The following is a 25,870-nucleotide window of genomic DNA, read 5'->3' on the forward strand; positions in this document are numbered from 1 at the left end:
CTGCCGGTCAAGGGCCAGGTCTTTTATGCCGGCCAGCTGCCAAAAGGCTGTTTTTCCAGCCTCATCTCGCCGTTTTCCCCCTGGGAGATGTTGATCCAGGCGTTCCAGTTCGTGTTGTCGAGCTCGGGGTAATCGAGGCGGTAGTGACTGCAGCGGCTCTCCTTGCGCATGATCGATGCCTTGAGCTTCATCTCGGCGTTGATGATCATGTTGGCTGTCTCGTGGGCCAGCCGCAGCTCGTGCATATCGGCCGCCCGCAGCATCGGCAGGTGATGATCGCGCAGCTCCTCGACGTAGGCCAGGGCCGCCTTCAGCAGACTCTCCTTTTTGATGTAGAGCACGAAGTTGGGGATCATGATCCCCTGCAGGGTCTGGGTGACCCAGGCGGGGCCGTAGCCCTTGTCCCGCTTCAGCGGCGCGAGGATTTCTGCTTCAACCGCCTTTTGTTTCGCTGCTGGAATAGTGGCAAGGGCGACCTTTTGGCAGTACTTCGCCGCAGCTTCCGCGGCAATCGCCCCCTGCACGGCCGACCCCGCCAGAGAAGAACCGATCTGGGTGTAAATGCCACCGGCCATGTGGGAGCCGAGGGCATCCCCCGCGGCCCAAAGCCCCGGGATGGTGGAGGCCCCGGTCTCATCCATCGGCACCAGCCCTTCCGCCTTGTGGATCGACATCCCGGCCGAAGAACCACCGACCGAGCTGCTGTGGGCCATTCCGGGAGGAGGACCGCCCGGCCTGTCCTTGTCGCCGCCGGGAGGCGGGCCGTCCGGTCTGTCCTTGTCACCGCCGGGAGGCGGGCCGGGGCGGCGCTTGTTTTCGCTGAACTCCGCCGGGCGGTAAGGACCGCCGCTGATCTTTTCGCCGTCGCCACCGCGCCCCGGAGGCCCCATGGCCAGCGGACCGCCTTGGACGTAGGCGCGATAGTTCATATCCACCCCCAGGTCATGGCGGATTCCAACCCCCGTGACCCCCGGTTTGCGGTCGAACATCCCGTGCCAGCCGTCATAGCAGGCCGCCGCGTTGGTCGCCTGGCCGACATGGCCGTCGTTCCACTCCTTGCCGGTCACCTTGGCGCCGATTTTGTAGGCCATGACCGTGCCGTCGTGGGTCAGGTCGCAGATCGGAAAGCCGTTGGGCTTGAAGCCGCCGGCGCCGCAGCAGAGGACGACGCTCTTGGCTTTGAAAATATGGACCTTGCCCGCATCGAAGCTGAAACCGGCGGCACCGGCGATGCGCCCCTTTTCCTTGATCAGGTGGGTGATCATGACCCGCTCGATGACCGGGATGTTGCGCTCTTTGAGCGGTTTGCTGAAGGCGTTGAAGTAGAGGGGCGAATCGAAGAACCCCCACTCCCTGAGTTCCTTGACCCGGGCCAGCGAGTGCTCGGCCAGCTGCCGGGTGAAGACCGGGTTGTTGGTGCCGAGGGCCGAGCGGGAGACGCTGGCGACGAACTCCTCCAGGCTCACGTCCTCCTTGGCCGCATCGTAGGCGAAAATCCCCTTGGCAAACGGGGTCTGCCCCGAGGAGCCGAGGCGCCCCTTGGAGACCATCAGCACCCTGGCGCCGGCATCGTGACCTTTGACCGCCGCAAACAACCCGGCCATGCCGCCGCCGACCACCAGGATATCGGTTTCATGCTCTTCAAGGCTGATCCCATCGACATCGATCTCCCGGATATTGGCCTCGGCTTCCCGGCCCATGGCCGAAAATCCCATGGCCGCCATGGCCGCAAGGCCGGCGGTGCCGCCGGCAACCGCCATAAAACTGCGCCGCGACATTCCACTGTTGTTCTTCTGGGTGTTCATCTTTTTTCCCCCTCGGGTTGTTCTTTGGCGGCGTAGCTCTTCAGCAGCAGATAGATTCCGCCTGCCGACAGCAGCACAACGAACACGGCCATGGCGCTGTCGGCGTGACGGCCGAGATCGAGGGCATGCAAAGCAGCGCTCACCACACACAGCAGGGCCAGTACGCCGTGAACAATCCGCCAGGTTGGATAGGTGAGCGGCAGCTGCTTGCGCAGCAGGGCGCTCAGGCCGAGGAGCAGCATCAGGCACCAGGCGCCAAGGCCGAACAGGATTCCCGAACTGGAGGTGGTGGTAACGATGGTTCTGAACGCTTCGCCGGGGGCAAGGCCCGCCTCGAAGTATCTGGGCACCACCAGTAAAACCGGGTGCACGAGCAGCACCGGCACCGCCGCGTAGCCGATGAGTTTATGCCAGCGCAGCAGCTTGGCGGCGCCGATCTTCCTCACCGCGGCCCGGTTGGGCCTGGCAAGGTAGAAAAGCCCGATCATCAGGCCGAAGGCCAGGATGGTGAGAACCGAAAGCGATTCCTTCAGCGGCGTGCGCCCGGGATCGCCGGCGGCGGCCCAGATCAGCAGCGGCCCACCGCTAAAAACCGCCAGAATCTGCAGCTGGACATTGTTTTTTAGATATTCAGTCATCTTCATCCCCAAGAGACGACCACCGGAATCGACTTGTCCGGAGTAATGCTGATGGCATCCACCGGGCAGTACATGCGGCACAGGTGGCAGATCTGGCAATCGGCCGGATACTTGATGAACGCCTTGCCTGACTTCCGGTCTGGCCGGATTACGTCTGTCGGGCAGGTCTTGATGCAGGTCCCGCAACCGATGCAGCCTCTTATCTGTTTTATCGCCATGAACTTCCTCCTTGGCCCTGGGTTGAAGGGCGCCTTGCCGCTCTACCCTCGTTGATCTCACAAGCCCCTCCTGATTAGAACCGCAATGCCTGTCAGCACCAGGCATTGCGGTTTTTTCGCTGCGGTGCTGCCCTGTGGCGGCTACCTGCCCTGGGGTGCATTGTCAGGCACGGCCACCAGCTGTCCCTCCACTTCCTGGCAAGTGGCCTTCAGGGTGTCACCACGCCGCCCCGTGAATTCCACACTGTCCCCCGCGCTCTTGCCCTCGCAGGCGGCGATCGCTTCCGGCGGCGGGCCCTTGGGGCGCCCCTGCCCCTGCTGATCGGCCGCGAAGGCGACCATCGGCATCAGGCAGATCAGACCGGTGATCAAGGCGAGTTTGAACTTGGCTGATTGTTTCATTGTTGTACTCCTTTCGGTCTCTCGACCTCGTTTGGGTTTGGTTGGTGGTCAAATTAGCCGGCGAATGTGGAGCAAATGGGGAGGAAATGTGAAAAGTCAGAGATGGGCAGAAAAAAACCCGAATCCGCCGGAATATTGATTGGCGGATTCGGGTCAAGGAAAGCCGTCGGGACAAACTTCAGCTGCAGGAGCTAGGCTGTCAGCTCAAAAGCCGTGTAATCTTTGCCACTCCCGGTTTGACTTTGCAGATATTCGATCAATTCTCCGAGGGTGTCGCCCCCCGCATTGGCCGCGTACGCCGAACTGACCTGCTGCGGCGGAGGCGGGGGTGGCGCCATGCCGGATTCACCATTTTCGCCACCGATGATTTCGGCCGGATTGAAACCCTGGCTCGACAACAGGCCGTACAACTCCTCTCCGCTGAGAGAGCCGCTCTGGTCTTCGTCGAAGGTGGTAAGCGCCTCTTCGACATTCAGGCTGTTGCCGGTGATCTTTTCGATCCCCGCGGCGAGGGTTTTCAATTCGGTAGCGGATACCTGTCCATCGCTGTCGGAATCGGCCACCTTGAAGACATCCCTGTCCGGTGGCGGCGGTTGTCGCTGCATGCTACTGGCACTCATCATCGACATGGTGCTGTTCATACCTACACTGCTGATCATCTTGACCTCCAAAATTAAGGTGTTGGCTGACCTCCGTTTGCCGAGGGACTCCCCTTGCCTGCCGTATCGGCAGGGGCTGCAGGGAAGATTGTGGTGAAATTGTCAGCCGGATGTAAAAGTTTGTAACGCGCTTTGAGCGGCGCTCAGGCCGACAAACTTGCCGACAACTATCGAACAATGAAGTCATTGATCAAGTTCAGTATGAAATTAATTCTAAATGGCTTTTTTATGACTATGTCAAAATGATCTCCAGCTAAATCGACAGAACCAGTCAATGCAATGACCGGCACCTCTTCCTTGATGTATTTTATGTGCCTGGCCAGAGCATTGCCATTTATCCCTGGCATGCAGATGTCAGTCAGGACGAGGTCGAAAATCTCACTATCTGACCTGGCCATGGCATCTTGACCGTCGCTGGCGGTGACCACATCGAAACCACATCTGCCCAGACCTGCCTTGAGCAGTTGCAGGATGTCCTCACTGTCGTCAACAACGAGAATTCTGTAGTTAGATCCATCAGCTTTTTTCCTAGCCAGCTGCGATTCCATGTGCATGCCTCTATAGGGTGGGAGGTGACATGCTGCTCATGCAACCACGGCAGCACGCCAGTCCATTTGCCGCAAATCCCTTAACCGGCGGTGAACACTCGTCAGCGGGGTCCACCACCTCTGGGCCTTTTGTCAGGCACAGCGACCAATTGACCGTCCTGCTCCTGGCAGGTCGCCTCAAGCGTTTCGCCCCGGCGGTCGGTGAATTTGACGCTGTCGCCAGCGCTCTTGCCTTCACAGGCCGCTATCGCTTCGGGGGGTACGCCATGAGGACCGCGGCCCTGACCGTTGCCAGCACAGCCGATGGTGAGAGCCAAGGTCGCGAGGACGGAAAGTAACATGGTTGCCTTGAGTAGCTGTTTGTTCATCATGAACCTCCTTGTTGTCGGGTACTTACGATTAACCTCCTGGCTGACGTCCGTTTGCCGGGGGACTTCCGTTGCATGCCGCATCGGCAGGGACGGCAGAGAAGACTGTGGTAAAATTGTCAACCGGATGTAACAGTTTGCAGCGCGCTCTGGTCGTGGTTCAGGCCGACAAATTGATAGCCGACGCCGCGAACGGTTTTCAGCAGGACAGGGCGCAGAGGGTCATCGCCGATCTTTCTGCGGATTCGTGAGACATGCATGTCCACACCGCGATCATAGCCGTTGTACGGCGCATGGTTGAGTTCGGCATAGAGTTCCTCCCGGGAGACGACAACCCCGGCCCTGAGTACCAGGGCCCAGAGCAGATCGAACTCGACGGTCGACAGCTCAGCGGCACGCCCGGCGACGTAAGCGTCCCGCCGGCCAGCGTCGATCAACAATTCGCCAAAACGGTACAGGGTGGAAGGGTGGCGAGTGCCGAATCGCCGGAGGAGCGCTTTGATCTGCGCGGCAATCAAATGGCCAGCCTCTGAACTGGGCAGCGCGAGATCGGCCCCCAGGCTCAGAGCCAGCAGCCGCAGGTGGACAGCGCTGCCCTCCATGACGCAGACCAGCAGGCCCTGGTAGCTTGCACGTAGCTCGCGACAAGCCGCCAGAACGGCTATCCCTTCTGCATGGCCATCAAGAAGAACCAGTTGCGGCTGCTCTTTTTCAAGCGCATACATAACCTGCTCCGGCGCCACCTGAAAAATCCGGCCGGCCGCATCCTTCAGCAGACACGCCATCGTCTGGCGAAATTCAACCCGCGGTGAAACCAGCAGTAGGGTTTCGGTTTTCATCAAGCCACTCCTTTTTCTGAGAAGATCCAGGCAACGGGCTCCGGAACGACTTGCAGGTGAACTCCCTGGATCATCCATCTTTTCATCAGATGCGTGCCGTCGCCAGGCATTCGGCATCAGCTCCACGCATCGCGGACCAGAAGGACATCGGCTCCCCGCCTTCGCCCGGAGGCCCGCCATTTTGTTCCTGGCTGACAGGATGGACCCGAATTAAGGAGCAATTGTGGAGGAAATGAGGATAAAATTCGGGAGCGCGGATCGCGAACGGGTGCCGCCAGGTTATCCTTTGCAGCGAATGCATATTTCTTCCACATTCGTCGGCTAGCCTGTATTCACGACACGCCAAACAAAGGAAGCAGCATGCACCTGCCGATCAAATACAAACTGTTTTTCACCCTGCTGCTGACCAGCTGCCTGGTCTCCGGCGGGATGTTCCTGTTCATCCAGTGGAACTTCGACCGCGGCTTTCTCAACTATGTCAATCAGCAGCAGCTCGCCGAAATGGAGGAGCTCATGCCGCGCCTGGCCGAGGAATATGCCCGGCAAGGCAGCTGGCAGGTCATCCAAGACAACCCGAGGGTCTGGGAAAAGCTGCTGCTCTCCGGCCGGGATAACCGGGGGCCGGCCCCGAAAGTCCCGCCCCCGCCCGGGCCGGCGCTGGGGCCGCCCCCGGGCAAGGGCGCGCGCCTGGCGCTGTATGACGCCGACCGGCAAATCATCATCGGCCCGCCCGATCTGCCGGCGACCAACCTCAAGCCGGTAGCCCTGGAGGGGCAGACCATCGGCTACCTCTCGCTGGTTCCGCCCCAGGAGCTCTCCGAGGCCGGCGACCTGCTGTTTCTTGAGCAACAGACCCAATCCTTCGCCCTGGTCGCCCTGAGTGTAGCGGTGCTTTCCCTGCTCATCAGCTTTCCCCTGACCACGCAGCTGCTGCGGCCGATCAAGGCGCTCACCACCGGCACCCGCAAGCTGAAGGCAGGGCAATATCAGACCCGAATCCAGGCCGCCGCCCGCGATGAACTGGGACAGCTCTGCAACGATTTCAACAGCCTCGCCTTCACCCTCGAGAAGAACGAGCAGGCCCGCAAGCAGTGGGTTGCCGACATTGCCCATGAACTGCGCACCCCGCTGTCGGTCCTGCAGGGAGACATCGAGGCCCTGCAGGACGGAATACGGGAAGTCGGCCCCAAGACCCTGGGCGCCCTGCACGATGAAGCCCGGCATCTCACGCGGCTGGTGAACGACCTCTACGAGCTGTCGATGTCCGACATTGGAGCCCTCGACTACAAGATGCGCCGCATCGACCCGCTGGCCCTGTTCCGGGAGGCCGCCGCCCAGAACGAGGCGCGCTTTGCCGCCAAGGGCCTGGAGCTGCGCCTCGACCTGCCCAACCAGAGCTGCGTGATGTCTGCCGATCCGGACCGGCTGCGGCAACTGTTCACAAACCTGCTCGAAAACAGCCTGCGCTATACCAAGGCTCCGGGCCTGCTCGAAGTCAGCGCCACAAACAGCGGTCAGAGCCTGCGGATCGACTTTGAAGACACCCCACCGGGCATCGATCCCTCCCAATATGAGAGGCTTTTCGAACGCCTCTACCGCGGCGAACAATCACGCAGCCGCGCCACCGGGGGAGCCGGCCTCGGGCTGGCCATCTGCAAAAACATCGTCGAAGCCCATCGTGGCGAGATCAACGCCGGCCCCTCGAAGCATGGCGGGCTGCATATCCGCCTCGACCTGCCTCTTTCCACCGGAGAATTCGCATGAAGGAACGGATACTGATCGTGGAAGATGAAGAACGGCTGGCCGACCTGCATCGCGACTATCTGCGGCAGGCCGGCTACGAAACCGATTGGCTGGCAAGTGGGGAAACGGCCGTGGAATGGGTGAAAGAAAACCGGCCGAACCTGGTACTGCTCGACCTGATGCTGCCAGGAAAAGACGGGCTGGAGATCTGCAAGGAGGTCCGCCGGTTCAGCGATGTGCCGATCATCATGGTGACTGCGCGCGTCGAAGAGATCGACCGGCTGATCGGTCTGGAGCTGGGCGCGGACGACTATATCTGTAAACCCTTCAGCCCGCGCGAAGTGGTGGCGCGGGTCAAAACGGTTTTGCGCCGCAGCTCTCAACCTTCGCGGGAAGACACTCAAACCCTTTTATCCCTGGACGAAGAGAGCTATCAAGCGACGCTGGTGGGGGAAAAACTCGATCTGACGGCCCTCGAATTCAAGCTGCTGAGCATTCTCGCCAACAAGCCCGGCCGTATTTATTCACGCGATCAGTTGATGGACCTTCTCTACAGCGATCAGCGTATCGTCTGTGATCGAACCATCGACAGCCACATCAAGAAACTCCGGAAAAAAATTTCCGCCGCCGCTAAGGGCGTTGAGCTGATTCACTCCATCTACGGCGTCGGTTACAAATACGAACCCATTTGAACCTTTTTTAGTTTTTCACGCCGTCTCATTTCCTCTCCAAACCAAGATCGTGCTTCTTCATCTTGTTCAGCAGCGTGGTGTGGGAGACCCCCAGCTGGCGGGCCAACTGGCGGATGCTGCGGCACTTCTCGAGGGCGGCGCGGAGAAGCTGCTTCTCGTAGCGCTCCATCAACTCCGGCAGGGTTTCGCCCTCGCCCAGGCGGGCCAAGGTCGGACCGCCGGCCTGCATGGCCCGGCCGAGTTCGGCGCCGAAGAGGATGCAGTCGACGCCGATCTGCTCGGAGTTGCTCAGGATGGCCGCCCGCTCGACCACGTTGCGCAGCTCGCGCACGTTGCCGGGCCAGTGGTGGCGAGTCAGCTTGGCCAGGACCTCGGCGGAGAGGGTCTGGGTCTTCTTGCCGAGCCGCGCGTTGAAACGGAACAGGAAATGCTCCACCAGCAGGGCGATGTCCTCGGGCCGGCCGCGCAGCGGCGGGATGTGGATGGGAAAGACGTTGATGCGGTAATAGAGGTCCTCGCGGAACTGGTTCTGCTCCACCAGCCGCTCGAGGTTCTTGTTGGTGGCGGTGATGATCCTGGCGTTGACCGGCACCTCGGTGGTCCCGCCGATGCGGCGCACGCACCCCTCCTGGATCACCCGCAGCATCTTGGCCTGCAGGTTCAGGGGCATCTCGGCGATCTCGTCGAGAAAGATGGTGCCCTCCCTGGCCACCTCGAACAGACCGGGCTTGCCTTCCTTGCGCGCCCCGGAAAAGGCCCCGCCGACATAGCCGAACAGCTCGCTCTCCAGCAGCTGCTCGGGCAGGGCCGCGCAGTTCAGCGGCACGAACTGACCGCCGCGGCCGCTCTCGGCGTGAATGGCGCTGGCGAAGAGCTCCTTGCCGGTGCCGCTTTCGCCGCGAATCGAAACCATGGCGTCCGTGGCCGCGATCTTCTGGGCGAAGGCGATGGCCGCCTGGATCGCCGGGCTCTGCCCGACCATGTCGCCGAAGGTGTATTGCTGTGGCTGGACCACGGCGTTGGCCAGCTCCTTGACCTCCTTCATGTCTTTGAGGATTTCCACGGCACCGACGATGCGTTCGCGGGAGTCGCGGATCGGCTTGCCGGTGGCGAAGAACTGGAACCGCCCCCGGGCGCTGATCAGGTCGCGTTTTCGGTTGAGGTAGGTCTTCCCCGTCAGGCATTCGGTCAGGGCGGTGGAGAATTTCAACTCGCCCAGCGGCCTGCCGAGCACCTGGCTGGCGTCACAGTCGAGAATCTCCTGGGCCACCCGGTTGATGGCGGCCACCCGACCGTCCTCGTCCACCGCGAGGATACCGTCGCTGATGCTGTCCAGCACCACCTGGAAACGCTTCTCGCGCCGCTCCTGGGGAAGGGTCTGGATCGTCGCGATTTCCAGCATCCCAGGGATGGTCCGCAGCCGCGTCAACAGCCCCTCGCGACTCAGGGCCGGGTCGTCGCAGCGCACCTCGAGGTAGACGATCGCCTGCCGGTGCTGCACATCCACTTCCATGGAGAGGATGCTCGCCGCCAGCTCGGCCATGCGGTTGGCGATATCGGCGACGATGCCGACTCGGTCGGAAAAAAGAATCCTCAATTTCATGTTTCGGCGTCACCTCCAAGGCGGAATGGAGAACTGCCGCCAGTTTACCCTGAACCAGGCCTACGGCCAACAACTCAATGGTTTCGTCCAGTTCGCAGGATTTCACGGATAAATTCAAAAGTTAATATATTCAATAATTGACATGCAATAAAACATCTGTTAGGTTCGTTCTCGCATCCATCCTCAGCAAAAGGAGCCATTGCCCATGCAGGATAATAAGCGCCGCATTGTGATCGTCGGTGGGGTGGCCGCCGGAATGAAGGCTGCCTCACGGCTGCGCCGCCTCGACCCCGAGCTCGAGATCACCGTGCTGGAACGGGGCCGTCGGGTTTCCTACGGAGCCTGCGCCCTGCCCTATTATATCGAGGGTCTGTTCGAAGAGCTGGATGAAGTCATGCAGACCCCCGCCGGGGTGTTGCGCGATGCCGAATTTTTCCGCAAGGTCAAAGGCTTCGAGGTGCGCCCCGGCACCGAGGCCCTGGCCGTCGACCGCGCGGCGAAAAGGGTCCGCATCCGCGACCTGGCCTCGGGGACCGAGTCGGTCCTGCCCTACGACGCCCTGGTGTTGGCCACCGGCAACCGGCCGATTCTGCCGCCGCTGCCGGGGATCGACCTGGCCGGGGTGCATCCCCTGAAAAGCCCCGAGGATGCCGAGCAGCTCATGGAGCTGGCGCAGCAGGCCCGCCACGCGGTGATCGTCGGCGGCGGGCTGATCGGCCTGGAGATGGCCGAGGCCCTGCGCAAGCGGGGGATCGCCGTAACCCTGCTGGAGATGAAGGACCAGGTGCTCGCCTCGGCCCTCGACTTCGGCATGGCGGCGCTGGTCCACCGGGAGCTGCGCAAGAACGGGGTGGATCTGCGCCTTTCCGAAGCGCTGCAGCGCATCGAGGGGGAAGCGGGAAAGGTGACCCGGGTGATTACCGCAGCCGGAAGCTACCCCGCCGACCTGGTGGTGATGGCCATCGGCGTGCGCCCCGAGGTCAGCCTCGCCCGCGAGGCGGGGCTGGAAATCGGGCCCACCGGTGCCATCGCCGTCAACGAGCGGCTGCAGACCTCCGACCCGGCCATCTTCGCCGCCGGCGACTGCGCCGAATCGACGGATCTGCTGAGCGGCAAAAAGGTCTACGTCCCCCTCGGCTCCACCGCCAACAAGCACGGCCGGGTGGTCGCCGACAACCTCTGCGGCCGCGAGGAGCGCTTTCCCGGCATCCTCGGTTCGCTGAGCGTCAAGGTGTTCGATCTCAACGTGGCCCGCAGCGGCCTCTCGGAGGAGGACGCCCGCCTGCTCGGCAGGGACCCGGTCACGGTGCTCGCCTCGGCTCCGGATCGCGCCCACATCTATCCGGGGGCCAAACCGGTCATCATCAAGCTGGTCGCCGAGCGCGCCAGCCGCCGGTTGCTGGGAGCCCAGGTTCTCGGCTCCGGGGCCGTCGACAAGCGCATCGACACCCTGGTTGCGGCCCTGACCCTGGGGGCCAGCGTCGACCAGTTGGCCACCATGGACCTGGCCTACGCGCCCCCCTTCGCCTCGGCCATGGACCCGCTGATCCAGGCGGCCAACGTGCTTCGCAACAAGCTCGACGGCATCGCCGCCAGCCTCGATCCGCTGGAAGTCCAGCAGCTGCGCCAGCAAAACCGTGACGCACTGCTGCTGGACGTGCGCTCCCCTGCCGAGCACGCCGAGATCCGCATCCCCGGCGCCACCCTGATCCCTCTCGGCGCCCTGCGGGCCAGGCTGGCGGAGTTGCCCCGGGATCGGCAGATCATCCCTTTCTGCAAACTGAGCCTGCGAGGATACGAAGCGCAACTGATCCTCCAGGCGGCCGGCTTCGAAAAAGTGCGCTTCATGGAAGGCGGGATCCTCGCCTGGCCCTTCGAGCTGGAGACGGGTCCGATCCGCGAACCCGCAACACCCGAGGGAGCGATCGAGCAGGTGGCCTGAGCCCTTTTTCTCTGCCCCCCCCGAGCCCCGGAACCGCGCGTTATCCTTTGCGCATTGGATTCCGGGGCTTTTTTATCCTGAAAAAATCAATTGGCCACGGATCAAATCTGATTAAGTCTGATCTTCAAAGACCCAAAGAATTCAGCCCCAAAACCCACAGGGCTAAATTCTGAATAAATACCAGGACTTTGTTTTATCGGAATTTATCCGACCCTACCCGAGTCCAATTGCCGTTTTTAGGTTTATTGCTTTCAAGGCTCAAAAGGTTAAGTTAGAATTTGACAGAAGCCCCATCATTCGAAATCGCCCGTTCTCCCCATCAGCTGCAGGCATCGATCATGAGCTTTGTCTTTTTGAACGGAAAATTCGTCCCGGCCGAGGAGGCTGCGGTTTCGGTATTCGACCAGGGGTTTCTGTACGGGGACGGGATCTTTGAAAGCTTCCGCTCCATTGGCGGGCGCCTTTACCAGTTTTCCCATCATTTTGCGAGGCTGCAGCAATCCGCCCAGGCCCTGGTCTATCCCACCACCTTCCGGGAGCGGGAGTTGGAGAAGATTCTGCTCGAGCTGCGCGAGATGAACAACCTGGAAAACGCCTACTACCGGGTCACCGTGACCCGCGGCACGGGGGAGATCGGCTTCAGGCGCGCCATCACCAACGACCTGACTTTTTTGATCATCGCCAAGGAGTTCCGGGGGTTCGAAAGCAGTTACTACGACGAGGGGATCGCCCTGCACGTGGCGCGAACCCGCAGAAACGCCCCGGAGGCGATCAACCCGAAGATAAAATCCATCAGCAACCTCAACAGCCTGCTGGGCAAACTCGAGGCCAAAGATGCCGGGGCCTTCGAGGTGATCATGCTCAACAACAGGAACCACGTCTGCGAGGGCGCCTCATCGAACATCTTCTGGACCAGGGACAACTGGGTGTTCACCCCCGACGCCTCCACCGGGCTGCTCGAAGGGGTCACCCGCGCGACGATCATGCGGCTCTGCGAAGAGAAAATGAACCTGCGGGTGATCACCGGGGAATACCTGCTGCAGGACCTGAAGTTCTCCAACGAGGTCTTTATCAGCTCCACTTCCCTGGAGGTCATGCCGGTGGTGAAGGTCGACGGTTTCACCATCAACCAGGGGCTGGTCGGCCCCATCGCCCGGCGGCTGCGAGAAGAACTGCACCGGGATATGGGCATCGTGCCTTGAGGAATTCGTAAAAAGCCTTTTCACCACGAAGTGCACGAAGGACACGAAGAGAGGCAAAAACCGGATTTTGACTTCGCGATCTTCGCGGTAACATTTCAGGTCTTTGCGCGCTTTGACTCCCAGAGCACCGGCCCCACCTCCGAGCTGTAGCGCTCGACGAATTCGTCCAGCTGTGCTTTGGTCAGGTGCAGTTTCCCTTCGGGCAGATCGATTTCGTTCTGCTTGTCGGTTATCAGTGCCTGGAAAAGCCGCTCAGCCTCGCCGTGGTCCTTCAGGCAGTGGCTGATGAGCCGGGGGACCACATCCTCGTCCTTGATAACAGTGTTCATGACCATCTCCTTTTCCATCGGGGGCGGCAGCACCCTGCCGCCCCACGCCAACACTTTCTATCATTGTAAAGGGTTTTGTCCCGCGGACAACCGGGCCAGGCCGCCCGCGCCCGCGGGCTATCAGGCGCACATGCGGTAGTCGCAGACCCGGCAGCGCCACTCGTCATAGACGGTGCTGTAATAGATGGAATTGCCGATTCCGGCGGCAAACCCCAGGCCCTGGATGTCGAACTGCCCCCAGCTGCCGCAGCGCGGGCAGCTGCCGGTATCCTGGTGGTGGATGCGGTGCCCGAGGGACCACTCCAGAAGAACCACCTTTTCTCTGACCAGCGTCTCGTACTGCTCCTTGTTTTCGTACATGAGGTTATCCCTTTGCCGGTAAGATATAGACAGATACGGAGTCCGTTGGACCGACTGTTTGTTTTGACGGATAATCCTATTATAAACCCTTGCCTATTCCCCGGGAGCCGGCAGGGGAAAACCATCGAAAATTTCGTTGAAATCCAACCCGGCAGCTCCTACAATGGCAGCCCCCCGGCGTCTTGCCCCGGGGCCGCTCACCAGACCAAGAGGAACGCCGTGAAAACCTATGTCCTCGCCGCCCCCGGCGTCATCCAGTGCCACGAAGGCCCCTCCCCGGTTCCCGGGCCGGGCGAGTTGCTGCTGCAGGTGCGCGCCGCGCTGACCTGCGGCACCGACCTGAAGACCTGGCGGCGCGGCCATCCCAAGATTCCCCTCCCCTCGCCTTTCGGCCACGAGTTCTCCGGCACCGTGGCGGCAGTCGGCGAGGGGGTGACGGCCTTTGGCCCCGGCGACGCGGTGATGGCGGTGCACACCGCCCCCTGCGGGGAATGCTTCTACTGCCGGGCCGGCCAGGAGAACCTCTGCGAGTCGATCATGGAGACCAAGGTGCTGGGCGCCTTCGCCGAGCAGATCCTGCTGCCGGCCCATATCGTCGCCCGCAACGTGTTCCACAAGCCGCCGCAGCTCTCCTTCGAGGAGGCGGCGTTCCTCGAGCCGCTCGCCTGCGTGGTCTACGGCTGCACCGTGCAGCCGCTGCGCCCGGAGCAGACCCTGGTGATCATCGGCGCCGGCCCCATCGGCCTGCTGTTTCTGCTGCTGGCCAAGGCCCGCGGGGTCAAGCGGGTGATCGTCACCGGCCGCCGCGAGGGGCGCCTGGAGCTGGCCCGGCGCCTGGGCGCCGAGCTGGCCATCAACGTCGACCGCGAGGACGCCATCCCCCGCATCCTGCAGCTCACCGAGGGGCGCGGCGCCGACCAGGTCATCGAATGCACCGGCCGCCCCGAGGTCTGGGAGGCCACGCTGCAGATGGTGCGGAAAGGGGGACGGGTGCTGCTGTTCGGCGGCTGCCCCTCGGGAACCCGGGTCAGCTTCGACACCGGGCGGCTGCATTACGACGAGATCACCCTCGACGGGGTCTTTCATTTCACCCCCGCCGCCGTAGCCGAGGCCCGCGAGCTGCTGGTTTCCGGGGCCATCGACGTGGCCCCGCTGATCAGCGAGCGGCTCCCCCTGGGCCGCCTGGAGCAGGCCCTGCAGCGGCTGCAGCGGGGCGAGGGGCTCAAATACGCCCTGATCCCGGAGGACTGAAGATGACCCTGCCGATCCCCGACACCATGGCGGTGGCGATGGTCCACGACTTCGCCGACATCCGCATCGAACAACGCCCGGTGCCGGCCATCGGCCCCCGCGAGATCCTGGTTAAGGTGGCGGCCTGCGGGGTCTGCTCGGGCGACGTGATGGACTGGTACATCCGCGCCAAGGCCCCCCTGGTGCTCGGTCACGAACCGGCCGGCACCGTGGTCCAGGTCGGGAAAGAGGTGAAGGATTTCGCCCCCGGCGACCGGGTGTTCATGCACCACCACGCCCCCTGCTTCGTCTGCGAACGCTGCCGGCGCGGCCTCTACTCGCTCTGCCCGACCTGGAAAAAGAGCCAGCTGGACCCCGGCGGCATGGCCGAGTACGTGCGCGTCGCCGAGGTCAACCTGGCCGATACCCTCAAGCTGCCCGAGGGGGTCTCCTTCGCCGGTGGCACCCTGGTCGAGCCGGCCGCCTGCGCGGTGAAGGGGATCAGAAAATCCGGCCTGCTGCCCGGCGAGACGGTGCTGGTCACCGGGCTGGGGGTAATGGGTATGCTTAACATCCTGGTGGCCCGCGCCTACGGTGCAGCGCGAATCATCGCCGCCGACCTGGTTCCCTGGCGTCTGCAGAAGGCCCTCGAGCTGGGGGCGGACGCCGTGGTCGACGTCTCGCGGGACAATCTGGCGGAAAAGGTCGCCGAATTGACCGGCGGCGGCAAAGCCGAGCGGGTCATCGTCGGCCCCGGCACGCCGCGGGCCATGGCCGAGGGGATCCGCGCCTGCGCCCCGGGCGGAACGGTGCTGCTGTTTACCCCCACGCCGCCCGGGCAGATCCTGGAACTCGAGCCCCACTTCCTCTATTTCAACGAAATCACCCTCGCCTGCTCCTATTCCTGCGGCCCCTACGACACCCGCGAGGCCCTGGAGCTGATCGCGCGGGGGGCGATTCGCCCCGAGCAGCTGGTCACCCACCGTTTTCCCCTGCAGCGGGCCGGCGAGGCCTTCGCCACGACGGTGAAAGGCGGCGAATCGCTCAAATCCCTGGTCGTTCTCGAGGAGGGCGCATGACCGACGAAAAGCAGAGCCCCGGCAGCTGCGACTGGGTCCCCGGCGAGGGACGCGAGGCCACCAGCGGCGCCAGCTGCGACTGGGCCGGAGCCCCCGCCGAAGGCGCCGACAACCGCAGCGCTTTCTACCGTTTTTTGCCCGACTTCAGCTGGGAGGGGGTCAAGCGCGAGGAGTACAAACCCGAGGCCGGCGGCTGGGCGGCCATCGCCCGTAACGTGCTGATCGGCAATCGCGGCGAGAGCGCCCGCTTCGATCTGCGCTATTTCGAAATCGCCCCCGGCGGCAACTCGTCGCTGGAAAAGCACCGGCACGAACACGTGGTGGTCGGCATCCGCGGCCGCGGCCAGGCGCTGATCGCCGGCGAGGTGCGGGAGGTCGGCTTTCTCGACACCCTCTACCTGGCCCCCGACGACCCCCACCAGTTGCTCAACCCCTTCGAGGAGCCCTTCGGCTTTTTCTGCATCGTCAACCACGAGCGCGACCGCCCCCGGCCCCTCGATGCCGATGAGCTCGCCAGGCTCCATGCCGGACCGGCGGGAAAGCTGGTAAAACCTTGAACGGGAGAGGCATTTGCCTCTCCCCCTTGCTGATTCTTCCTCCCTCGAAACCCACCGAACCATTGCCTGCGCACAAAAAAGCAGATAGCATTGTTTTAATGTCATCTGCAGCTCACCCCATCACAGGCAAAGCATGAACTATCGCTTTTCGGATATTGTCGACGTCCCCACCGTCCAGGCTCTGATGGAAAGCCTCTGGCAGGCCTCGGGCATCCCGGTGGGGATCATCGACACAAGCGGCACCATTCTGGTGGCCACCGGCTGGCAGGACATCTGTACCCGCTTCCATCGGCGAAATCCGGACTCCGCCAGCCGCTGCCGGGAGAGCGATGCCTTCATCCATGAACAACTGCGCAAGCCGGGAACGCTGCCCGAAGGCGGCTTCATCGAATATCACTGCCGCAACCAGATGGTCGATATCGCCGTGCCGATCATCATTGAAGAAAAGCACCTGGCCACCCTGTTTCTTGGCCAGTTCTTCTACGAGCCCCCGGATAAAGAGGTTTTTCGCAGGCAGGCGCGGGAGTTCGGCTTCGACGAAGCCGCCTACCTCGCCGCGCTGGAAGAGGTCCCCATATTCTCCCGCAAGCGAGTGGAAGACATCCTCGATTTCCACACCCGCTTCGTCGACCTGATCGTGCAGATGGGGGTGCAGAAGCTGCGCCTGCTAGAGTCCATGGCGGCCCAGCGCGAAAGCCAGGAGAAATTCAGCACGGTCTTTGACCACTCGCCCCACCTGATCGGCCTGCTCGAACCCGACGGCACCCTGCTTGAGGCCAACCGGGCGGCCCTCGAGCTGGCCGGTGCGGAGCTTGGGGAAATCCGTGGCCGTTTTTTCGGGGATACCCCCTGGTGGGACCACTCGCCCATGGAGCAGGCGCGCCTGAAGGAGTACCTCCAGACCGCCGCCGGCGGCTCGCGGGTGCGGGCCGAAACCACCAATCGCGCCGCCAACGGCGAACTGCGCCATATCGACCTGTCCATCACCCCGGTGCTCGATGCCGCCGGCCAGGTCGACCTGCTGATCGCCGAGGGGCACGACATCACCGAACGCAAGCGGATGGAACAGGCCCTGCGCGAAAAAGAGGAGCGTTACCGCAGCCTGTACAACAACACCCCGGTCATGCTCCACAGCATCGATCCCGAGGGGCGGCTGCTCAGCGTCAGCGACTTCTGGCTGGAAACCATGGGCTACACCCGCTCGGAGGTGCTGGGGAGAAAATCGACGGAGTTTCTCACCGAGGAATCCCGGCACCTGGCCGGACAGCGCCTGAGCGAATTCTTCCGCACAGGCCTGACGAAGAACGTCCCTTGCAGTTTCGTTAAGAAAAGCGGCGAGGTCATCGACGTGCTGCTTTCGGCCATCGCCGAGCGCGACAGCCAGGGGCGCATCCGGCGCAGCCTGGCGGTGATGGTGGAGATCACCCAACGCATTCGGGCGGAGCGGGCCCTGCGTGCGGCCCACCGGCAACTGGAGGACATCATCGAATTTCTCCCGGACGCCACCTTCGTCATCGACCGGGACAAGAAAATCGTGGCCTGGAACCGCGCCCTGGAGGAAATGACCGGGATAAAAAAAGCGCAGGTCCTCGGCCAGGGGAACCAGGTCTACTCCCGGGCCTTCTACGACCACCAGCGGCCGATTCTCATCGACCTGGTCGGCACCCCCGACCCGCGGGCCGCCGCCAATTACGATTTCGTCGAGCGGCGGGGCGATTCGCTGCTGGCCGAGGTGTTCGTCCCCTCGCTCTTCGGGGGCCGGGGCGCCCATGTCTGGGTGATCGCCTCGCCACTGCTGGATCAGGATGGCAACCAGGTCGGGGCCATCGAGTCGGTGCGCGATATCACCGACCGCAAGCAGGTGGAAACTAAACTGCGCCAGGCGGTGGTCGAAGCCGAAGAGGCCCGGGACAAGATCGACGCCATCCTCAAATCCGTCTCCGACGGGCTGATGGTCACCGGGCCCCTGGGCCGGGTGGTGCTTATGAACGGCCCGGCGCAGCAACTGCTCGGGGTCGAGGCTGCTGAGGTGCTCAACAGACCGATCAAGGAGGTTCTCGACAACCAGGCCCTGGTCAGCCACATTGAAGCCATTAGAGAGGGGAGCGAAACCGGCGGTCCGGCCATCGAATGGGAGCAGTCCACCCCCGAGCCGGGGGAAGTGCGCACCATTTTGGCCAGATCCTCCACCATCCGGGCCAAGGAGCACGCGGGGACCGGGGTCATCAGTCAACTGCAGGACGTCACCCGCGAACGTGTCCTGAGCCGGATGAAAAGCGAATTCATTTCGACGGCCGCCCACGAACTGCGCACCCCCCTGACCTCCGTCAAGGGCTTCTCAGAACTGCTGCTGACCGACCAGGGACTCAACGAGCAGCAAAAAAGGGATTTTCTCTCCTTCATCCACGAAAAGGCCCTTACCCTGGAGCGAATCATCGACGACCTGCTCGACCTGAGCAGGGTGGAGTCCGGCCGGGTCATCCACCTGGAGAAAAAACCCTGCGACCTCGTGGCGGTTCTGCGGCGCCTGGTGTCCCAATACCGGCAGGAGTTCAAGGACCGCCAGTTCGAAACCGACTTCCCGAGTGTTTCCAGGCCGCTGTTGATCGACCAGGGAAAGATCGTTCAGGTCCTGGAGAACCTGCTCAGCAATGCCGTGAAATTTTCCCGAAGCGGAACGCGGATCAAGGTCGGCTGCGACATCAGGAATTCTTCCTGGCGGGTTTCGGTTCAGGACGAAGGGATCGGCATGTCGGCGGAGCAGCTCGAGAGGGTGTTCGACAAATTCTACCGTGCCGATGCCTCCACCACGGCAGTCAGCGGCCTGGGTCTGGGGATGGCGATCGCCAAAAGCATCGTCGAGGCCCATTCCGGTGAGATCTGGATCGAGAGCGAGTTGGGCCGAGGCACCCGGGCGGTCTTCACCCTGCCGCAGGCGAATGCTCCGCTCAACTGACCACCGCAAAGAACCAGGCGGGCGGCGAGTCCCCTGGAAACCCTTATCACTGCCCCCCCGAAGATGAAATTGCGCCTTCGAGTATCTCCGACCCTTCTCAAATATGCCCTGCTGCAGGTCCCCGAACTGGCCCTGCTGGCCACGGCGCTGCTGCTGGTCGATCATTGGAAGCCCCTGCCGGGCTGGCTGTTCTGGGGAGTGCTCGGCCTGTGGCTGGCCAAAGACATGGCCCTTTACCCCCTGCTGCGCAATGCCTACGCCCCCCAGGACCCGGCCACCAGCGACCCGATGGCCGGGCTGCGGGGCATCGCCCGCGAACGGCTCGCCCCCAGCGGCTACATCCTGGTGCGCGGGGAGCTCTGGCAGGCCGAAATTCCCGAGGGGGCAGCGGCCATCGAAGCCGGCACCCAGGTTAGAGTGCTCAGGACGCGGAATCTTACCCTGCTGGTGGAGCCTGCCGATGCGCCGCCGGCCTCCCCGCCCCGGCAACCCTGAGCCACCCGGATCATCCGGGCCCCGAACAGTTGCTCCGAGTCCAAGCCGCCGGCAGGTCTCAGTGGTTTTTTTTGAGGGGGGAAAAAAGACGCCGGGCCGGCGTCTGCAGTGAAGGTTGGATCAGCGGAGATTCAGACCTGCTGCAGGGTGGGCTGGCCGGAGCCGCCGAACAGGCGCCGCAGGGCGGTAAAAGGGTCCAGCCGGCAGAGATTGACCGGGCGGTCGGCGCCGTAGCAGCGCTCCCCGAGATGGACGCAGGCAACCTCGCCGCTGACCACATAGTGGTCAAACCGCGACTGAACCGACCCCTTGCGACATTCCACCTGCACCGGGCACTCGATGATCAGCGGGGCCTCCGCCACCTGCCCCCGGGTCAGGGAAAAACCCGGTTCAGTGAGGATATCGAAATTTTCGTCGGCCAGGCGCTCCAGGAAGCCGACCTGGGCCAGATGCGCATCGGTGGGGAGGTTAATCGCAAAATCCCCCGTAGGGAGGAAATCACATTTGAGCCCGCCGCGGCACTGGAAGGAGAGGGAGAGCCGCGAGGGACGGGAGCAGACAATGCCCACCCAACCGACGGGAATCCCCCGGGGGCGACCGTCCGGGGCCAGGAAAGTCAGCAGCGCCGATGGGGTGGGGAAAAATGGCGGTTCGGATTGGGAGGGTGCTTCCATGAGCGGCCTCGGGTCGTTTGTGTCCATCAAGTTAACCATTAATCGGCCCATTCTCAAGCCCCGGAACCCAAATAATTCTTGACAGGACTTGTCGAGTTTACTATTAATTGAATAACCACATCCTGGAGGATAATGACCATGAAATTTTCAACCAAAAGTCGCTACGGCTTACGCGCCCTTTTCGATATGGCCTATCATTCCGGCACCCTGCCGGCCCAGATCAAGGACATATCGAGGCGACAGAACATTTCTCCCCGTTATCTCGAGCAGATCTTCCAGGATCTCAAGAAAGCGGGCTTGATCAAAAGTCGCCGGGGCCCCCAGGGCGGCTACTTTCTGGCCAAGAAGCCCGAGCAGATCACCGTTCGCGACATCATCCTCGCGGCCGAGGGTGAGCTCTATGTGGTTGCCTGCACCAAGGAGTCCAAGGGTTGCAAGGACCGCTGCGAATTCGACAATAAATGCGTCACCCAGAATATCTGGCGCGAAGCCAACAACCGGCTCAATGAATATTTCAACTCCGTCACCCTGAAAGACCTTTGCAACAATGGCAAGGAACTGGGCCTGGAGAAGGAACTGGACCATCGCTTCATGTATTTCATCTAGCAAATGACCGATTATCGCTCCTAAGGAGGGCAAAATGCCGAAGACCATCAGCGATAACCCCCTCGGACAGGTTTACAACACTCCCCTGGTTCGTATCAACCGACTGGCGGGAGGGGACTGCGCCGCGGTCTGGGGCAAACTCGAGGCCGCCAACCCGGGCGGCAGCGTCAAGGACCGCATCGCCCTGGCGATGATCGAGAAGGCCGAAAAGGACGGCTGCATCAAGCCCGGCGACACCATCGTCGAACCGACCAGCGGCAACACCGGCATCGGCCTCTCGCTGGTCTGCGCGATCAAGGGCTACAAGCTGATCCTGACCATGCCCGACACCATGACCCTCGAGCGCCGCCGGTTGCTCGGTGCCTACGGCGCCAACCTGATTCTCACCCCCGGCGCCCAGGGGATGCGCGGAGCCATCGATAAGGCCGAGGAGATCGCCAAGGCCAAGAAGTGCTTCATGCCCCAGCAGTTCAAGAACCCCGCCAACCCGTGGGTGCATGAGCAGACCACCGGCCCGGAAATCGTTCAGGCCCTCGAGGGCAGGGTCGACGCCTTCGTCGCCGGGGTCGGCACCGGGGGGACCATCACCGGCGTCGGCCATGTGCTGCGCAGGCACAACCCCCAGGTGCACATCGCGGCGGTGGAACCCAGCGACTCGCCGGTTCTCTCCGGCGGCGACCCGGGCCCCCACAAGATCCAGGGGATCGGCGCCGGCTTCGTCCCCGAAGTGCTGGACACCTCGGTCTACCAGCAGGTGCTCACCGTCAGCAACGACGAGGCGATGGCCACCGCCCGGCGGTTGGCCCGCGAAGAGGGGATCTTCGTCGGCATCTCCTCGGGAGCCAACGTGTTCGCCGCCCTCAAGGTGGCGAAGAAGCTGGGCCCCGGCAAGAACGTGGTCACCATGCTGTGCGACACGGGAGAGCGCTACCTCTCCACCGGCATCTACGACTGATCGGCTGGATCTCCAGCGCGAGAAAGGCCGGCGGGTTTCCCTGCCGGCCTTTCTCATGTTGAAGTCCCCAGCCGGTTGTTGTAACCTTTTCAGGTCAACCCGTTAATGAATTCAGGCGCCTGCATGCGCCTGTCGACTGGAAGCAATGAATATCGAGCAAAAATTCGACACTCTGAAGAACCTGCTGCGCGAGATGGGCTCAGCGGTGGTCGCCTTTTCCGGCGGCGTCGATTCCACCTTTCTGCTGCGGGTGGCCTGCGACGTGCTCGGCCCCGACAAGGTCGTGGCCCTGACCGCCACCTCGCCGACCTACCCCCAGTTCGAATTCGAGGAGGCCTGCAGGCTCGCCGCCGCCTTCGGCGTGCGCCAGGTGGTGGAGGAGAGCAACGAACTGGAAATCCCCGGCTTTGCCCAGAACGACCGCCGCCGCTGCTACCACTGCAAGAGCGAGCTGTTTTCCATCTGCCGCGACAAGGCCCGGGAACTCGGCTGCAAGGAGATCCTCGACGGCTCCAACGCCGACGATTTGCAGGATTTCCGTCCCGGGCGCGATGCCGCAAAAGAGCTGCAGGTGCGCTCGCCGTTGCTGGAGGCGGGCCTGAGCAAGGACGAAATCCGCCAGCTGAGCCGCCGGCTCGGCTTGCCCACCGCGGAGAAGCAGGCCTTCGCCTGCCTCTCCTCGCGCTTTCCCTACGGCACCGAGATCACCGCGGAGCGCCTGACCCAGGTCGACCGCTGTGAAACCTTTCTGCGCCACCAGGGCTTTCGCAACTACCGGGTCCGCTACCACGGAGAGACCGCCCGCATCGAAGTCGCGCCGCCAGAGATCCCGCGGATGCTCGATGCGGCACTACGCGAGGCGATCGTCGCCGAGTTCAAGGCGGCCGGGTTCACCTATGTCTCGCTCGACCTGCAGGGCTACCGCACCGGGAGCATGAATGAAGTAACGCCGTAAACCTTCGCTCCGGCTTCGGAACGGCCCCGCAGTCCCCAGGAGGAACCATGAACCGCGACAGTGCCCTGCTTGCCGTCTGCTTCTGCGCCGGGCTGCTCGGCGCCCTGGCCAACAGCATCGCCGCCTGGCTCGCGGGCTCCTGGGGCATCACCGCGCTGGCCGGCGTCGCCCTGGCCCCCGAACTGAGCAAAGCCTGGCTCTACCCGCGGCTGGTCTGGGGGGGAATCTGGGGCCTGGCCTACTTCATCAGCGTCAAGCGCCCCCGCACCCGCCGCCACTGGGTGCGCAAGGGGCTGTGGGTCAGCCTGCTGCCGAGCCTGACCCAGCTGCTCTACATCTTTCCCAAGCACACCGCCTTCGGCCTGCTGGGCCTCGGCCTGGGCAACCTCACCCCGCTGTTCGTGATCCTGTTCAACCTGGTCTGGGGATTTTTCACCGGCTTCTTCACCCGCCTGCTCTGGGGGCGGGGATGAGTACCTTGCCCCTGCGCCTGGCGCGCCCCTGGCTGGCCCTCGCCCTGCTGGTGCTGCTGCTTGCCGCCTGCCGGGCGGATGGCCGGGAACTGCGCGGTGAAGTATTGTGGATCTACGATGGCGACACCCTCAAGGTCGAGGGGGTCGGCAAGGTGCGGCTGATCGGCGTCGACACCCCGGAGCGGGGGGACTCGGACCGCGACAACTTCTTTGTCAAGCTCGGCATTCCCAAGAAAAACCTGCGCAAAGGCTCAGGCGCGGCGCTGCATTTCAATATCGCCAACGTCAAAGGGAAAACGGTCAAGCTCACCTTCGACCGCGAGGAGAAAGACCGCCACGGCCGCACCCTCGCCTACCTCACCCTGCCCGACGGCCGCCTGCTCAACCGCCTGCTGCTCGAAGAGGGATTGGCCGTGGTCTACCGCCGCTTCGACTTCCGCTACAAGGACGACTTTCTCGCCGCCGAAGCCGAAGCCAAGCGCAAAGGCGTCGGGCTCTGGGCGAGGGATCCGTGATCCGTGATCCGTGATCCGTGATTCGTGATTCGTGATTCGTGACTCCTGAATTCTAGCCCTTCTCTTTTCCCAGTTCCCGCTTCACGAAATTGAGCGTTCCGCCGGCCAGCAGGTGCTGGCGCTGGCGGTCCGAGACCTCGAGCAGGGTCGTCACTTCTTTGCCATCCACCTTGACCGGGATTTCCGTGTCGCCCTGCTCCAGGCGGCGACGGATGTCGGGAAACTCAACCTTCTTGCCTTTTTCGAAGAGCTGGTAATCGGCCGGATTCTTGAAGGTCAGCGGCAGAATGCCGAAATTGCAGAGGTTGGCCTTGTGGATGCGGGCGAAGCTCTTGACGATCTTGGCTCGCACGCCCAGAAAGCGCGGCGCCAGCGCGGCGTGCTCGCGGCTCGAGCCCTGGCCGTAGTTCTCGCCGCCGATCACCACCACGTTGCCCCGGGCCTTGCATTCCTTGTGAAAGTCGGGGGCGATCTGGTAGTAGACGAACTCGCTGATCGCCTCGATGTTCGAGCGCAGCGGCAGCACCTTGTTGCCCGCCGGCATGATGGTGTCTGTGGAGATGTTGTCCTCGACCTTGATCACCACCTCGGCGGAAAGAGAATCGGGGAGCGGATCGAAGTGGGGCAGCGGCCGGATGTTCGGGCCCCGCTGCACCTCGGTCTGGCGCAGCTCTTTTGAGGGAAAAACAATCGATCCCTCGTCGACGATGTACTTCTGCGGGTCGGCGACCCGTGGGTATTCCATCTCCTGGCCCAGATCTCGCGGATCGGTGATCGCCCCCTTGAGGGCGGCGGCTGCCGCGGTCTCCGGCGAGCAGAGGTAGACCTGGTCGCCCTTGGTCCCCGAGCGCCCGGGGAAGTTGCGCGGGAAGGTGCGCAGGCTCACCTGGCCGGTGCCCGGCGCCTGCCCCATGCCGATGCAGCCCAGACAGCCCGACTGGTGGATGCGCGCCCCGGCCATCAGCAGCGCCATCACCCCGCCGTGTTCGGCGACGTTCTCCAGCACCTGGCGGCTGCCGGGGTTGATATGAAAGTAGGTCTGCGGGTGATGGCGGCGCCCTTCGACGATTTTCGCCGTCACCATCAGGTCGCGAAAAGAGGAGTTGACGCTCGAGCCGACGATCACCTGCTCGACCTTGGTCCCTGCAACCTCGCTGAGCCGCTTGATGTTCCCCGGCGAGGACGGGCAGGCGATCAGCGGCTCGACCTTGGCCAGGTCGATCTCGTCGTGCTCGTCGTAATCCGCCCCGGGATCGGCGGCGAGTTCCTCCCAGGCGTCGCCCCGGCCCTGGGCCACCAGGTACTCGCGGGTGCGCTCGTCGGAGGGGAACACCGTGGTGGTGGCCCCGACCTCGGTCCCCATGTTGCCGATGGTCTCGCGGTCGGTGGCCGAAAGGGTCTTCACCCCCGGGCCGTAGTACTCGATGATCCTGCCCACGCACCCCTTCACGTCGTAGCGGCGCAGCATCTCGAGGATGACGTCCTTGGCGCTGACCCAGTCGGGCAGCTGGCCGGTCAGCTTCACCCCGAGCACCTTCGGGCAGGGAAAATAGTAGAGCCGCCCGGCCATGGCCATGGCCACGTCGAGCCCGCCGGCGCCGATGGCCAGCATCGACACCCCGGCCGCGCCGGGGGTATGGCTGTCGGCGCCGAGCATGGTCAACCCGGGCCGGCCGAAACGCTCCATGTGCACCTGGTGCGAGACACCGTTGCCCGGCAGACTGAAATGGATGCCGTAACGGGCGCAGGCGCTCTGCAGGTAGCGGTGGTCGTCGGCGTTCTTGTTGTCGGTCTCCAGCAGGTTGTGGTCGACGTACTGGGCGCTCAGCAGGGTCTTCACGCCCTCGAGGCCGAGGGCCTCGAATTCGAGCATGGCCATCGTGCCGGTGGCGTCCTGCAGCAGGGTGTGGTCGATTTTTATGCCGATCTCCTCGCCGGGGATGAGCTTGCCTTCGACGAGATGGGCCTCGAGAATTTTCCGGGTAAGATTTCTGGGCATGACGTCCCCCTTTTCTTGATCTTCTTAC

The 25,870-nt window shown here is 63.1% G+C and carries 27 protein-coding genes; 14 read left to right on the forward strand and 13 right to left on the reverse strand.

Annotated elements, in window-relative coordinates; translation table 11 throughout:
• Nucleotides 1–23: 23 nt before the first annotated feature.
• The 8 genes from DESUT3_RS17095 to DESUT3_RS17130 form a co-directional block, all read right to left on the reverse strand.
• Nucleotides 24–1,805: an FAD-dependent oxidoreductase gene (locus tag DESUT3_RS17095; protein WP_221249676.1), complete on the reverse strand. Its 1,782-nt coding sequence runs from the start codon at nucleotides 1,803–1,805 to the stop codon at nucleotides 24–26.
• Entirely contained in the window at nucleotides 1,802–2,443 is a 642-nt protein-coding gene (locus tag DESUT3_RS17100; protein ID WP_221249677.1) for a ferric reductase-like transmembrane domain-containing protein, read from the reverse strand. Before DESUT3_RS17100 ends, DESUT3_RS17095 begins: the two co-directional genes overlap by 4 nt.
• A gap of 2 nt (nucleotides 2,444–2,445) precedes the next feature.
• The gene (locus tag DESUT3_RS17105; protein WP_221249678.1) at nucleotides 2,446–2,661 is read right to left on the reverse strand and encodes a 4Fe-4S dicluster domain-containing protein; all 216 of its coding nucleotides are present in this window, start codon (nucleotides 2,659–2,661) and stop codon (nucleotides 2,446–2,448) included.
• Between the two features lie 141 nt (nucleotides 2,662–2,802).
• The gene (locus DESUT3_RS17110; RefSeq protein ID WP_221249679.1) at nucleotides 2,803–3,063 is read right to left on the reverse strand and encodes a hypothetical protein; all 261 of its coding nucleotides are present in this window, start codon (nucleotides 3,061–3,063) and stop codon (nucleotides 2,803–2,805) included.
• 191 nt (nucleotides 3,064–3,254) lie between these two features.
• Nucleotides 3,255–3,704: an EF-hand domain-containing protein gene (locus DESUT3_RS17115; RefSeq protein ID WP_221249680.1), complete on the reverse strand. Its 450-nt coding sequence runs from the start codon at nucleotides 3,702–3,704 to the stop codon at nucleotides 3,255–3,257.
• 185 nt (nucleotides 3,705–3,889) lie between these two features.
• A complete protein-coding gene (locus DESUT3_RS17120) occupies nucleotides 3,890–4,270 on the reverse strand; it encodes a response regulator (protein WP_221249681.1) in 381 nt (126 codons plus the stop codon).
• Between the two features lie 101 nt (nucleotides 4,271–4,371).
• Entirely contained in the window at nucleotides 4,372–4,641 is a 270-nt protein-coding gene (locus DESUT3_RS17125) for a hypothetical protein (protein WP_221249683.1), read from the reverse strand.
• 116 nt (nucleotides 4,642–4,757) lie between these two features.
• On the reverse strand, nucleotides 4,758–5,477 hold the full coding sequence (locus DESUT3_RS17130; protein WP_221249684.1) for a response regulator transcription factor: 720 nt from the start codon (nucleotides 5,475–5,477) through the stop codon (nucleotides 4,758–4,760).
• A 360-nt stretch (nucleotides 5,478–5,837) separates the two neighbouring features.
• On the opposite strand from DESUT3_RS17130, the gene DESUT3_RS17135 reads away from it, so the two are divergent.
• Both DESUT3_RS17135 and DESUT3_RS17140 read left to right on the forward strand, forming a co-directional pair.
• Complete coding sequence (locus DESUT3_RS17135) at nucleotides 5,838–7,241, forward strand: ATP-binding protein (RefSeq protein WP_221249685.1); 1,404 nt, start codon at nucleotides 5,838–5,840, stop codon at nucleotides 7,239–7,241.
• Nucleotides 7,238–7,912, forward strand: a complete 675-nt coding sequence (locus DESUT3_RS17140; protein ID WP_221249686.1) for a response regulator — start codon at nucleotides 7,238–7,240, stop codon at nucleotides 7,910–7,912. Before DESUT3_RS17135 ends, DESUT3_RS17140 begins: the two co-directional genes overlap by 4 nt.
• 25 nt (nucleotides 7,913–7,937) lie before the next feature.
• Here the strand turns inward: DESUT3_RS17140 and DESUT3_RS17145 are convergent, their stop codons facing one another.
• The gene (locus DESUT3_RS17145) at nucleotides 7,938–9,515 is read right to left on the reverse strand and encodes a sigma 54-interacting transcriptional regulator (RefSeq protein ID WP_221249688.1); all 1,578 of its coding nucleotides are present in this window, start codon (nucleotides 9,513–9,515) and stop codon (nucleotides 7,938–7,940) included.
• 205 nt (nucleotides 9,516–9,720) lie between these two features.
• Between DESUT3_RS17145 and DESUT3_RS17150 the strand changes: the two genes are divergently transcribed.
• On the forward strand, nucleotides 9,721–11,457 hold the full coding sequence (locus DESUT3_RS17150) for an FAD-dependent oxidoreductase (RefSeq protein ID WP_221249690.1): 1,737 nt from the start codon (nucleotides 9,721–9,723) through the stop codon (nucleotides 11,455–11,457).
• A 338-nt stretch (nucleotides 11,458–11,795) separates the two neighbouring features.
• Complete coding sequence (locus tag DESUT3_RS17155; RefSeq protein WP_221249691.1) at nucleotides 11,796–12,659, forward strand: aminotransferase class IV; 864 nt, start codon at nucleotides 11,796–11,798, stop codon at nucleotides 12,657–12,659.
• A 95-nt stretch (nucleotides 12,660–12,754) separates the two neighbouring features.
• Here DESUT3_RS17155 and DESUT3_RS17160 read toward each other — a convergent pair whose 3' ends face one another.
• Together DESUT3_RS17160 and DESUT3_RS17165 are read right to left on the reverse strand one after the other, a co-directional pair.
• Entirely contained in the window at nucleotides 12,755–12,988 is a 234-nt protein-coding gene (locus tag DESUT3_RS17160) for a hypothetical protein (RefSeq protein ID WP_221249692.1), read from the reverse strand.
• A gap of 120 nt (nucleotides 12,989–13,108) precedes the next feature.
• A complete protein-coding gene (locus tag DESUT3_RS17165) occupies nucleotides 13,109–13,348 on the reverse strand; it encodes a hypothetical protein (protein WP_221249694.1) in 240 nt (79 codons plus the stop codon).
• A gap of 219 nt (nucleotides 13,349–13,567) precedes the next feature.
• On the opposite strand from DESUT3_RS17165, the gene DESUT3_RS17170 reads away from it, so the two are divergent.
• From DESUT3_RS17170 to DESUT3_RS17190, 5 genes are all read left to right on the forward strand, one after another.
• Nucleotides 13,568–14,599, forward strand: a complete 1,032-nt coding sequence (locus tag DESUT3_RS17170) for a zinc-binding dehydrogenase (RefSeq protein WP_221249695.1) — start codon at nucleotides 13,568–13,570, stop codon at nucleotides 14,597–14,599.
• 2 nt (nucleotides 14,600–14,601) lie between these two features.
• Nucleotides 14,602–15,657, forward strand: a complete 1,056-nt coding sequence (locus tag DESUT3_RS17175) for an alcohol dehydrogenase catalytic domain-containing protein (protein WP_221249696.1) — start codon at nucleotides 14,602–14,604, stop codon at nucleotides 15,655–15,657.
• A complete protein-coding gene (locus DESUT3_RS17180; protein WP_221249698.1) occupies nucleotides 15,654–16,214 on the forward strand; it encodes a cupin domain-containing protein in 561 nt (186 codons plus the stop codon). Before DESUT3_RS17175 ends, DESUT3_RS17180 begins: the two co-directional genes overlap by 4 nt.
• 133 nt (nucleotides 16,215–16,347) lie before the next feature.
• Complete coding sequence (locus tag DESUT3_RS17185) at nucleotides 16,348–19,170, forward strand: PAS domain S-box protein (RefSeq protein ID WP_221249699.1); 2,823 nt, start codon at nucleotides 16,348–16,350, stop codon at nucleotides 19,168–19,170.
• Between the two features lie 69 nt (nucleotides 19,171–19,239).
• Nucleotides 19,240–19,665, forward strand: coding sequence for an NfeD family protein (locus tag DESUT3_RS17190; protein WP_221249700.1), 426 nt, complete (start codon nucleotides 19,240–19,242; stop codon nucleotides 19,663–19,665).
• A 131-nt stretch (nucleotides 19,666–19,796) separates the two neighbouring features.
• Here DESUT3_RS17190 and DESUT3_RS17195 read toward each other — a convergent pair whose 3' ends face one another.
• A complete protein-coding gene (locus DESUT3_RS17195; protein WP_221249701.1) occupies nucleotides 19,797–20,339 on the reverse strand; it encodes a flavin reductase family protein in 543 nt (180 codons plus the stop codon).
• 138 nt (nucleotides 20,340–20,477) lie between these two features.
• Here DESUT3_RS17195 and DESUT3_RS17200 point away from each other — a divergent pair, with 138 nt between their 5' ends.
• The 5 genes from DESUT3_RS17200 (at nucleotide 20,478) to DESUT3_RS17220 (ending at nucleotide 23,843) form a co-directional block, all read left to right on the forward strand.
• Nucleotides 20,478–20,945: an RrF2 family transcriptional regulator gene (locus tag DESUT3_RS17200; protein ID WP_221249702.1), complete on the forward strand. Its 468-nt coding sequence runs from the start codon at nucleotides 20,478–20,480 to the stop codon at nucleotides 20,943–20,945.
• A gap of 34 nt (nucleotides 20,946–20,979) precedes the next feature.
• The gene (cysK, locus tag DESUT3_RS17205; protein ID WP_221249703.1) at nucleotides 20,980–21,900 is read left to right on the forward strand and encodes a cysteine synthase A; all 921 of its coding nucleotides are present in this window, start codon (nucleotides 20,980–20,982) and stop codon (nucleotides 21,898–21,900) included.
• 145 nt (nucleotides 21,901–22,045) lie between these two features.
• A complete protein-coding gene (gene larE / locus DESUT3_RS17210) occupies nucleotides 22,046–22,855 on the forward strand; it encodes an ATP-dependent sacrificial sulfur transferase LarE (protein ID WP_221249704.1) in 810 nt (269 codons plus the stop codon).
• A gap of 47 nt (nucleotides 22,856–22,902) precedes the next feature.
• A complete protein-coding gene (locus DESUT3_RS17215; protein WP_221249705.1) occupies nucleotides 22,903–23,328 on the forward strand; it encodes a hypothetical protein in 426 nt (141 codons plus the stop codon).
• Entirely contained in the window at nucleotides 23,325–23,843 is a 519-nt protein-coding gene (locus tag DESUT3_RS17220) for a thermonuclease family protein (protein ID WP_221249707.1), read from the forward strand. Before DESUT3_RS17215 ends, DESUT3_RS17220 begins: the two co-directional genes overlap by 4 nt.
• Before the next feature lie 52 nt (nucleotides 23,844–23,895).
• On the opposite strand, the gene DESUT3_RS17225 is transcribed toward DESUT3_RS17220, so the two are convergent.
• Nucleotides 23,896–25,842, reverse strand: a complete 1,947-nt coding sequence (locus tag DESUT3_RS17225; RefSeq protein WP_221249708.1) for an aconitate hydratase — start codon at nucleotides 25,840–25,842, stop codon at nucleotides 23,896–23,898.
• Nucleotides 25,843–25,870: the final 28 nt, after the last annotated feature.

Origin of the sequence: Desulfuromonas versatilis (assembly GCF_019704135.1) — a bacterium.
Taxonomy (GTDB): Bacteria; Desulfobacterota; Desulfuromonadia; order Desulfuromonadales; family NIT-T3; genus Desulfuromonas_A; species Desulfuromonas_A versatilis.

What these genes read in the sequence shown, in the direction of transcription:
- DESUT3_RS17110 (WP_221249679.1), bottom strand. Translation starts at nt 3,063, where the DNA reads ATGAAACAATCAGCCAAGTTCAAACTCGCCTTGATCACCGGTCTGATC.
- DESUT3_RS17130 (WP_221249684.1), bottom strand. Translation starts at nt 5,477, where the DNA reads ATGAAAACCGAAACCCTACTGCTGGTTTCACCGCGGGTTGAATTTCGC.
- DESUT3_RS17125 (WP_221249683.1), bottom strand. Translation starts at nt 4,641, where the DNA reads ATGATGAACAAACAGCTACTCAAGGCAACCATGTTACTTTCCGTCCTC.
- cysK (WP_221249703.1), top strand. Translation starts at nt 20,980, where the DNA reads ATGCCGAAGACCATCAGCGATAACCCCCTCGGACAGGTTTACAACACT.
- DESUT3_RS17165 (WP_221249694.1), bottom strand. Translation starts at nt 13,348, where the DNA reads ATGTACGAAAACAAGGAGCAGTACGAGACGCTGGTCAGAGAAAAGGTG.
- DESUT3_RS17115 (WP_221249680.1), bottom strand. Translation starts at nt 3,704, where the DNA reads ATGAACAGCACCATGTCGATGATGAGTGCCAGTAGCATGCAGCGACAA.
- DESUT3_RS17120 (WP_221249681.1), bottom strand. Translation starts at nt 4,270, where the DNA reads ATGGAATCGCAGCTGGCTAGGAAAAAAGCTGATGGATCTAACTACAGA.
- DESUT3_RS17140 (WP_221249686.1), top strand. Translation starts at nt 7,238, where the DNA reads ATGAAGGAACGGATACTGATCGTGGAAGATGAAGAACGGCTGGCCGAC.
- larE (WP_221249704.1), top strand. Translation starts at nt 22,046, where the DNA reads ATGAATATCGAGCAAAAATTCGACACTCTGAAGAACCTGCTGCGCGAG.
- DESUT3_RS17105 (WP_221249678.1), bottom strand. Translation starts at nt 2,661, where the DNA reads ATGGCGATAAAACAGATAAGAGGCTGCATCGGTTGCGGGACCTGCATC.
- DESUT3_RS17175 (WP_221249696.1), top strand. Translation starts at nt 14,602, where the DNA reads ATGACCCTGCCGATCCCCGACACCATGGCGGTGGCGATGGTCCACGAC.
- DESUT3_RS17215 (WP_221249705.1), top strand. Translation starts at nt 22,903, where the DNA reads ATGAACCGCGACAGTGCCCTGCTTGCCGTCTGCTTCTGCGCCGGGCTG.
- DESUT3_RS17150 (WP_221249690.1), top strand. Translation starts at nt 9,721, where the DNA reads ATGCAGGATAATAAGCGCCGCATTGTGATCGTCGGTGGGGTGGCCGCC.
- DESUT3_RS17185 (WP_221249699.1), top strand. Translation starts at nt 16,348, where the DNA reads ATGAACTATCGCTTTTCGGATATTGTCGACGTCCCCACCGTCCAGGCT.
- DESUT3_RS17160 (WP_221249692.1), bottom strand. Translation starts at nt 12,988, where the DNA reads ATGAACACTGTTATCAAGGACGAGGATGTGGTCCCCCGGCTCATCAGC.
- DESUT3_RS17145 (WP_221249688.1), bottom strand. Translation starts at nt 9,515, where the DNA reads ATGAAATTGAGGATTCTTTTTTCCGACCGAGTCGGCATCGTCGCCGAT.
- DESUT3_RS17095 (WP_221249676.1), bottom strand. Translation starts at nt 1,805, where the DNA reads ATGAACACCCAGAAGAACAACAGTGGAATGTCGCGGCGCAGTTTTATG.
- DESUT3_RS17155 (WP_221249691.1), top strand. Translation starts at nt 11,796, where the DNA reads ATGAGCTTTGTCTTTTTGAACGGAAAATTCGTCCCGGCCGAGGAGGCT.
- DESUT3_RS17225 (WP_221249708.1), bottom strand. Translation starts at nt 25,842, where the DNA reads ATGCCCAGAAATCTTACCCGGAAAATTCTCGAGGCCCATCTCGTCGAA.
- DESUT3_RS17180 (WP_221249698.1), top strand. Translation starts at nt 15,654, where the DNA reads ATGACCGACGAAAAGCAGAGCCCCGGCAGCTGCGACTGGGTCCCCGGC.
- DESUT3_RS17100 (WP_221249677.1), bottom strand. Translation starts at nt 2,443, where the DNA reads ATGACTGAATATCTAAAAAACAATGTCCAGCTGCAGATTCTGGCGGTT.
- DESUT3_RS17135 (WP_221249685.1), top strand. Translation starts at nt 5,838, where the DNA reads ATGCACCTGCCGATCAAATACAAACTGTTTTTCACCCTGCTGCTGACC.
- DESUT3_RS17200 (WP_221249702.1), top strand. Translation starts at nt 20,478, where the DNA reads ATGAAATTTTCAACCAAAAGTCGCTACGGCTTACGCGCCCTTTTCGAT.
- DESUT3_RS17195 (WP_221249701.1), bottom strand. Translation starts at nt 20,339, where the DNA reads ATGGAAGCACCCTCCCAATCCGAACCGCCATTTTTCCCCACCCCATCG.
- DESUT3_RS17220 (WP_221249707.1), top strand. Translation starts at nt 23,325, where the DNA reads ATGAGTACCTTGCCCCTGCGCCTGGCGCGCCCCTGGCTGGCCCTCGCC.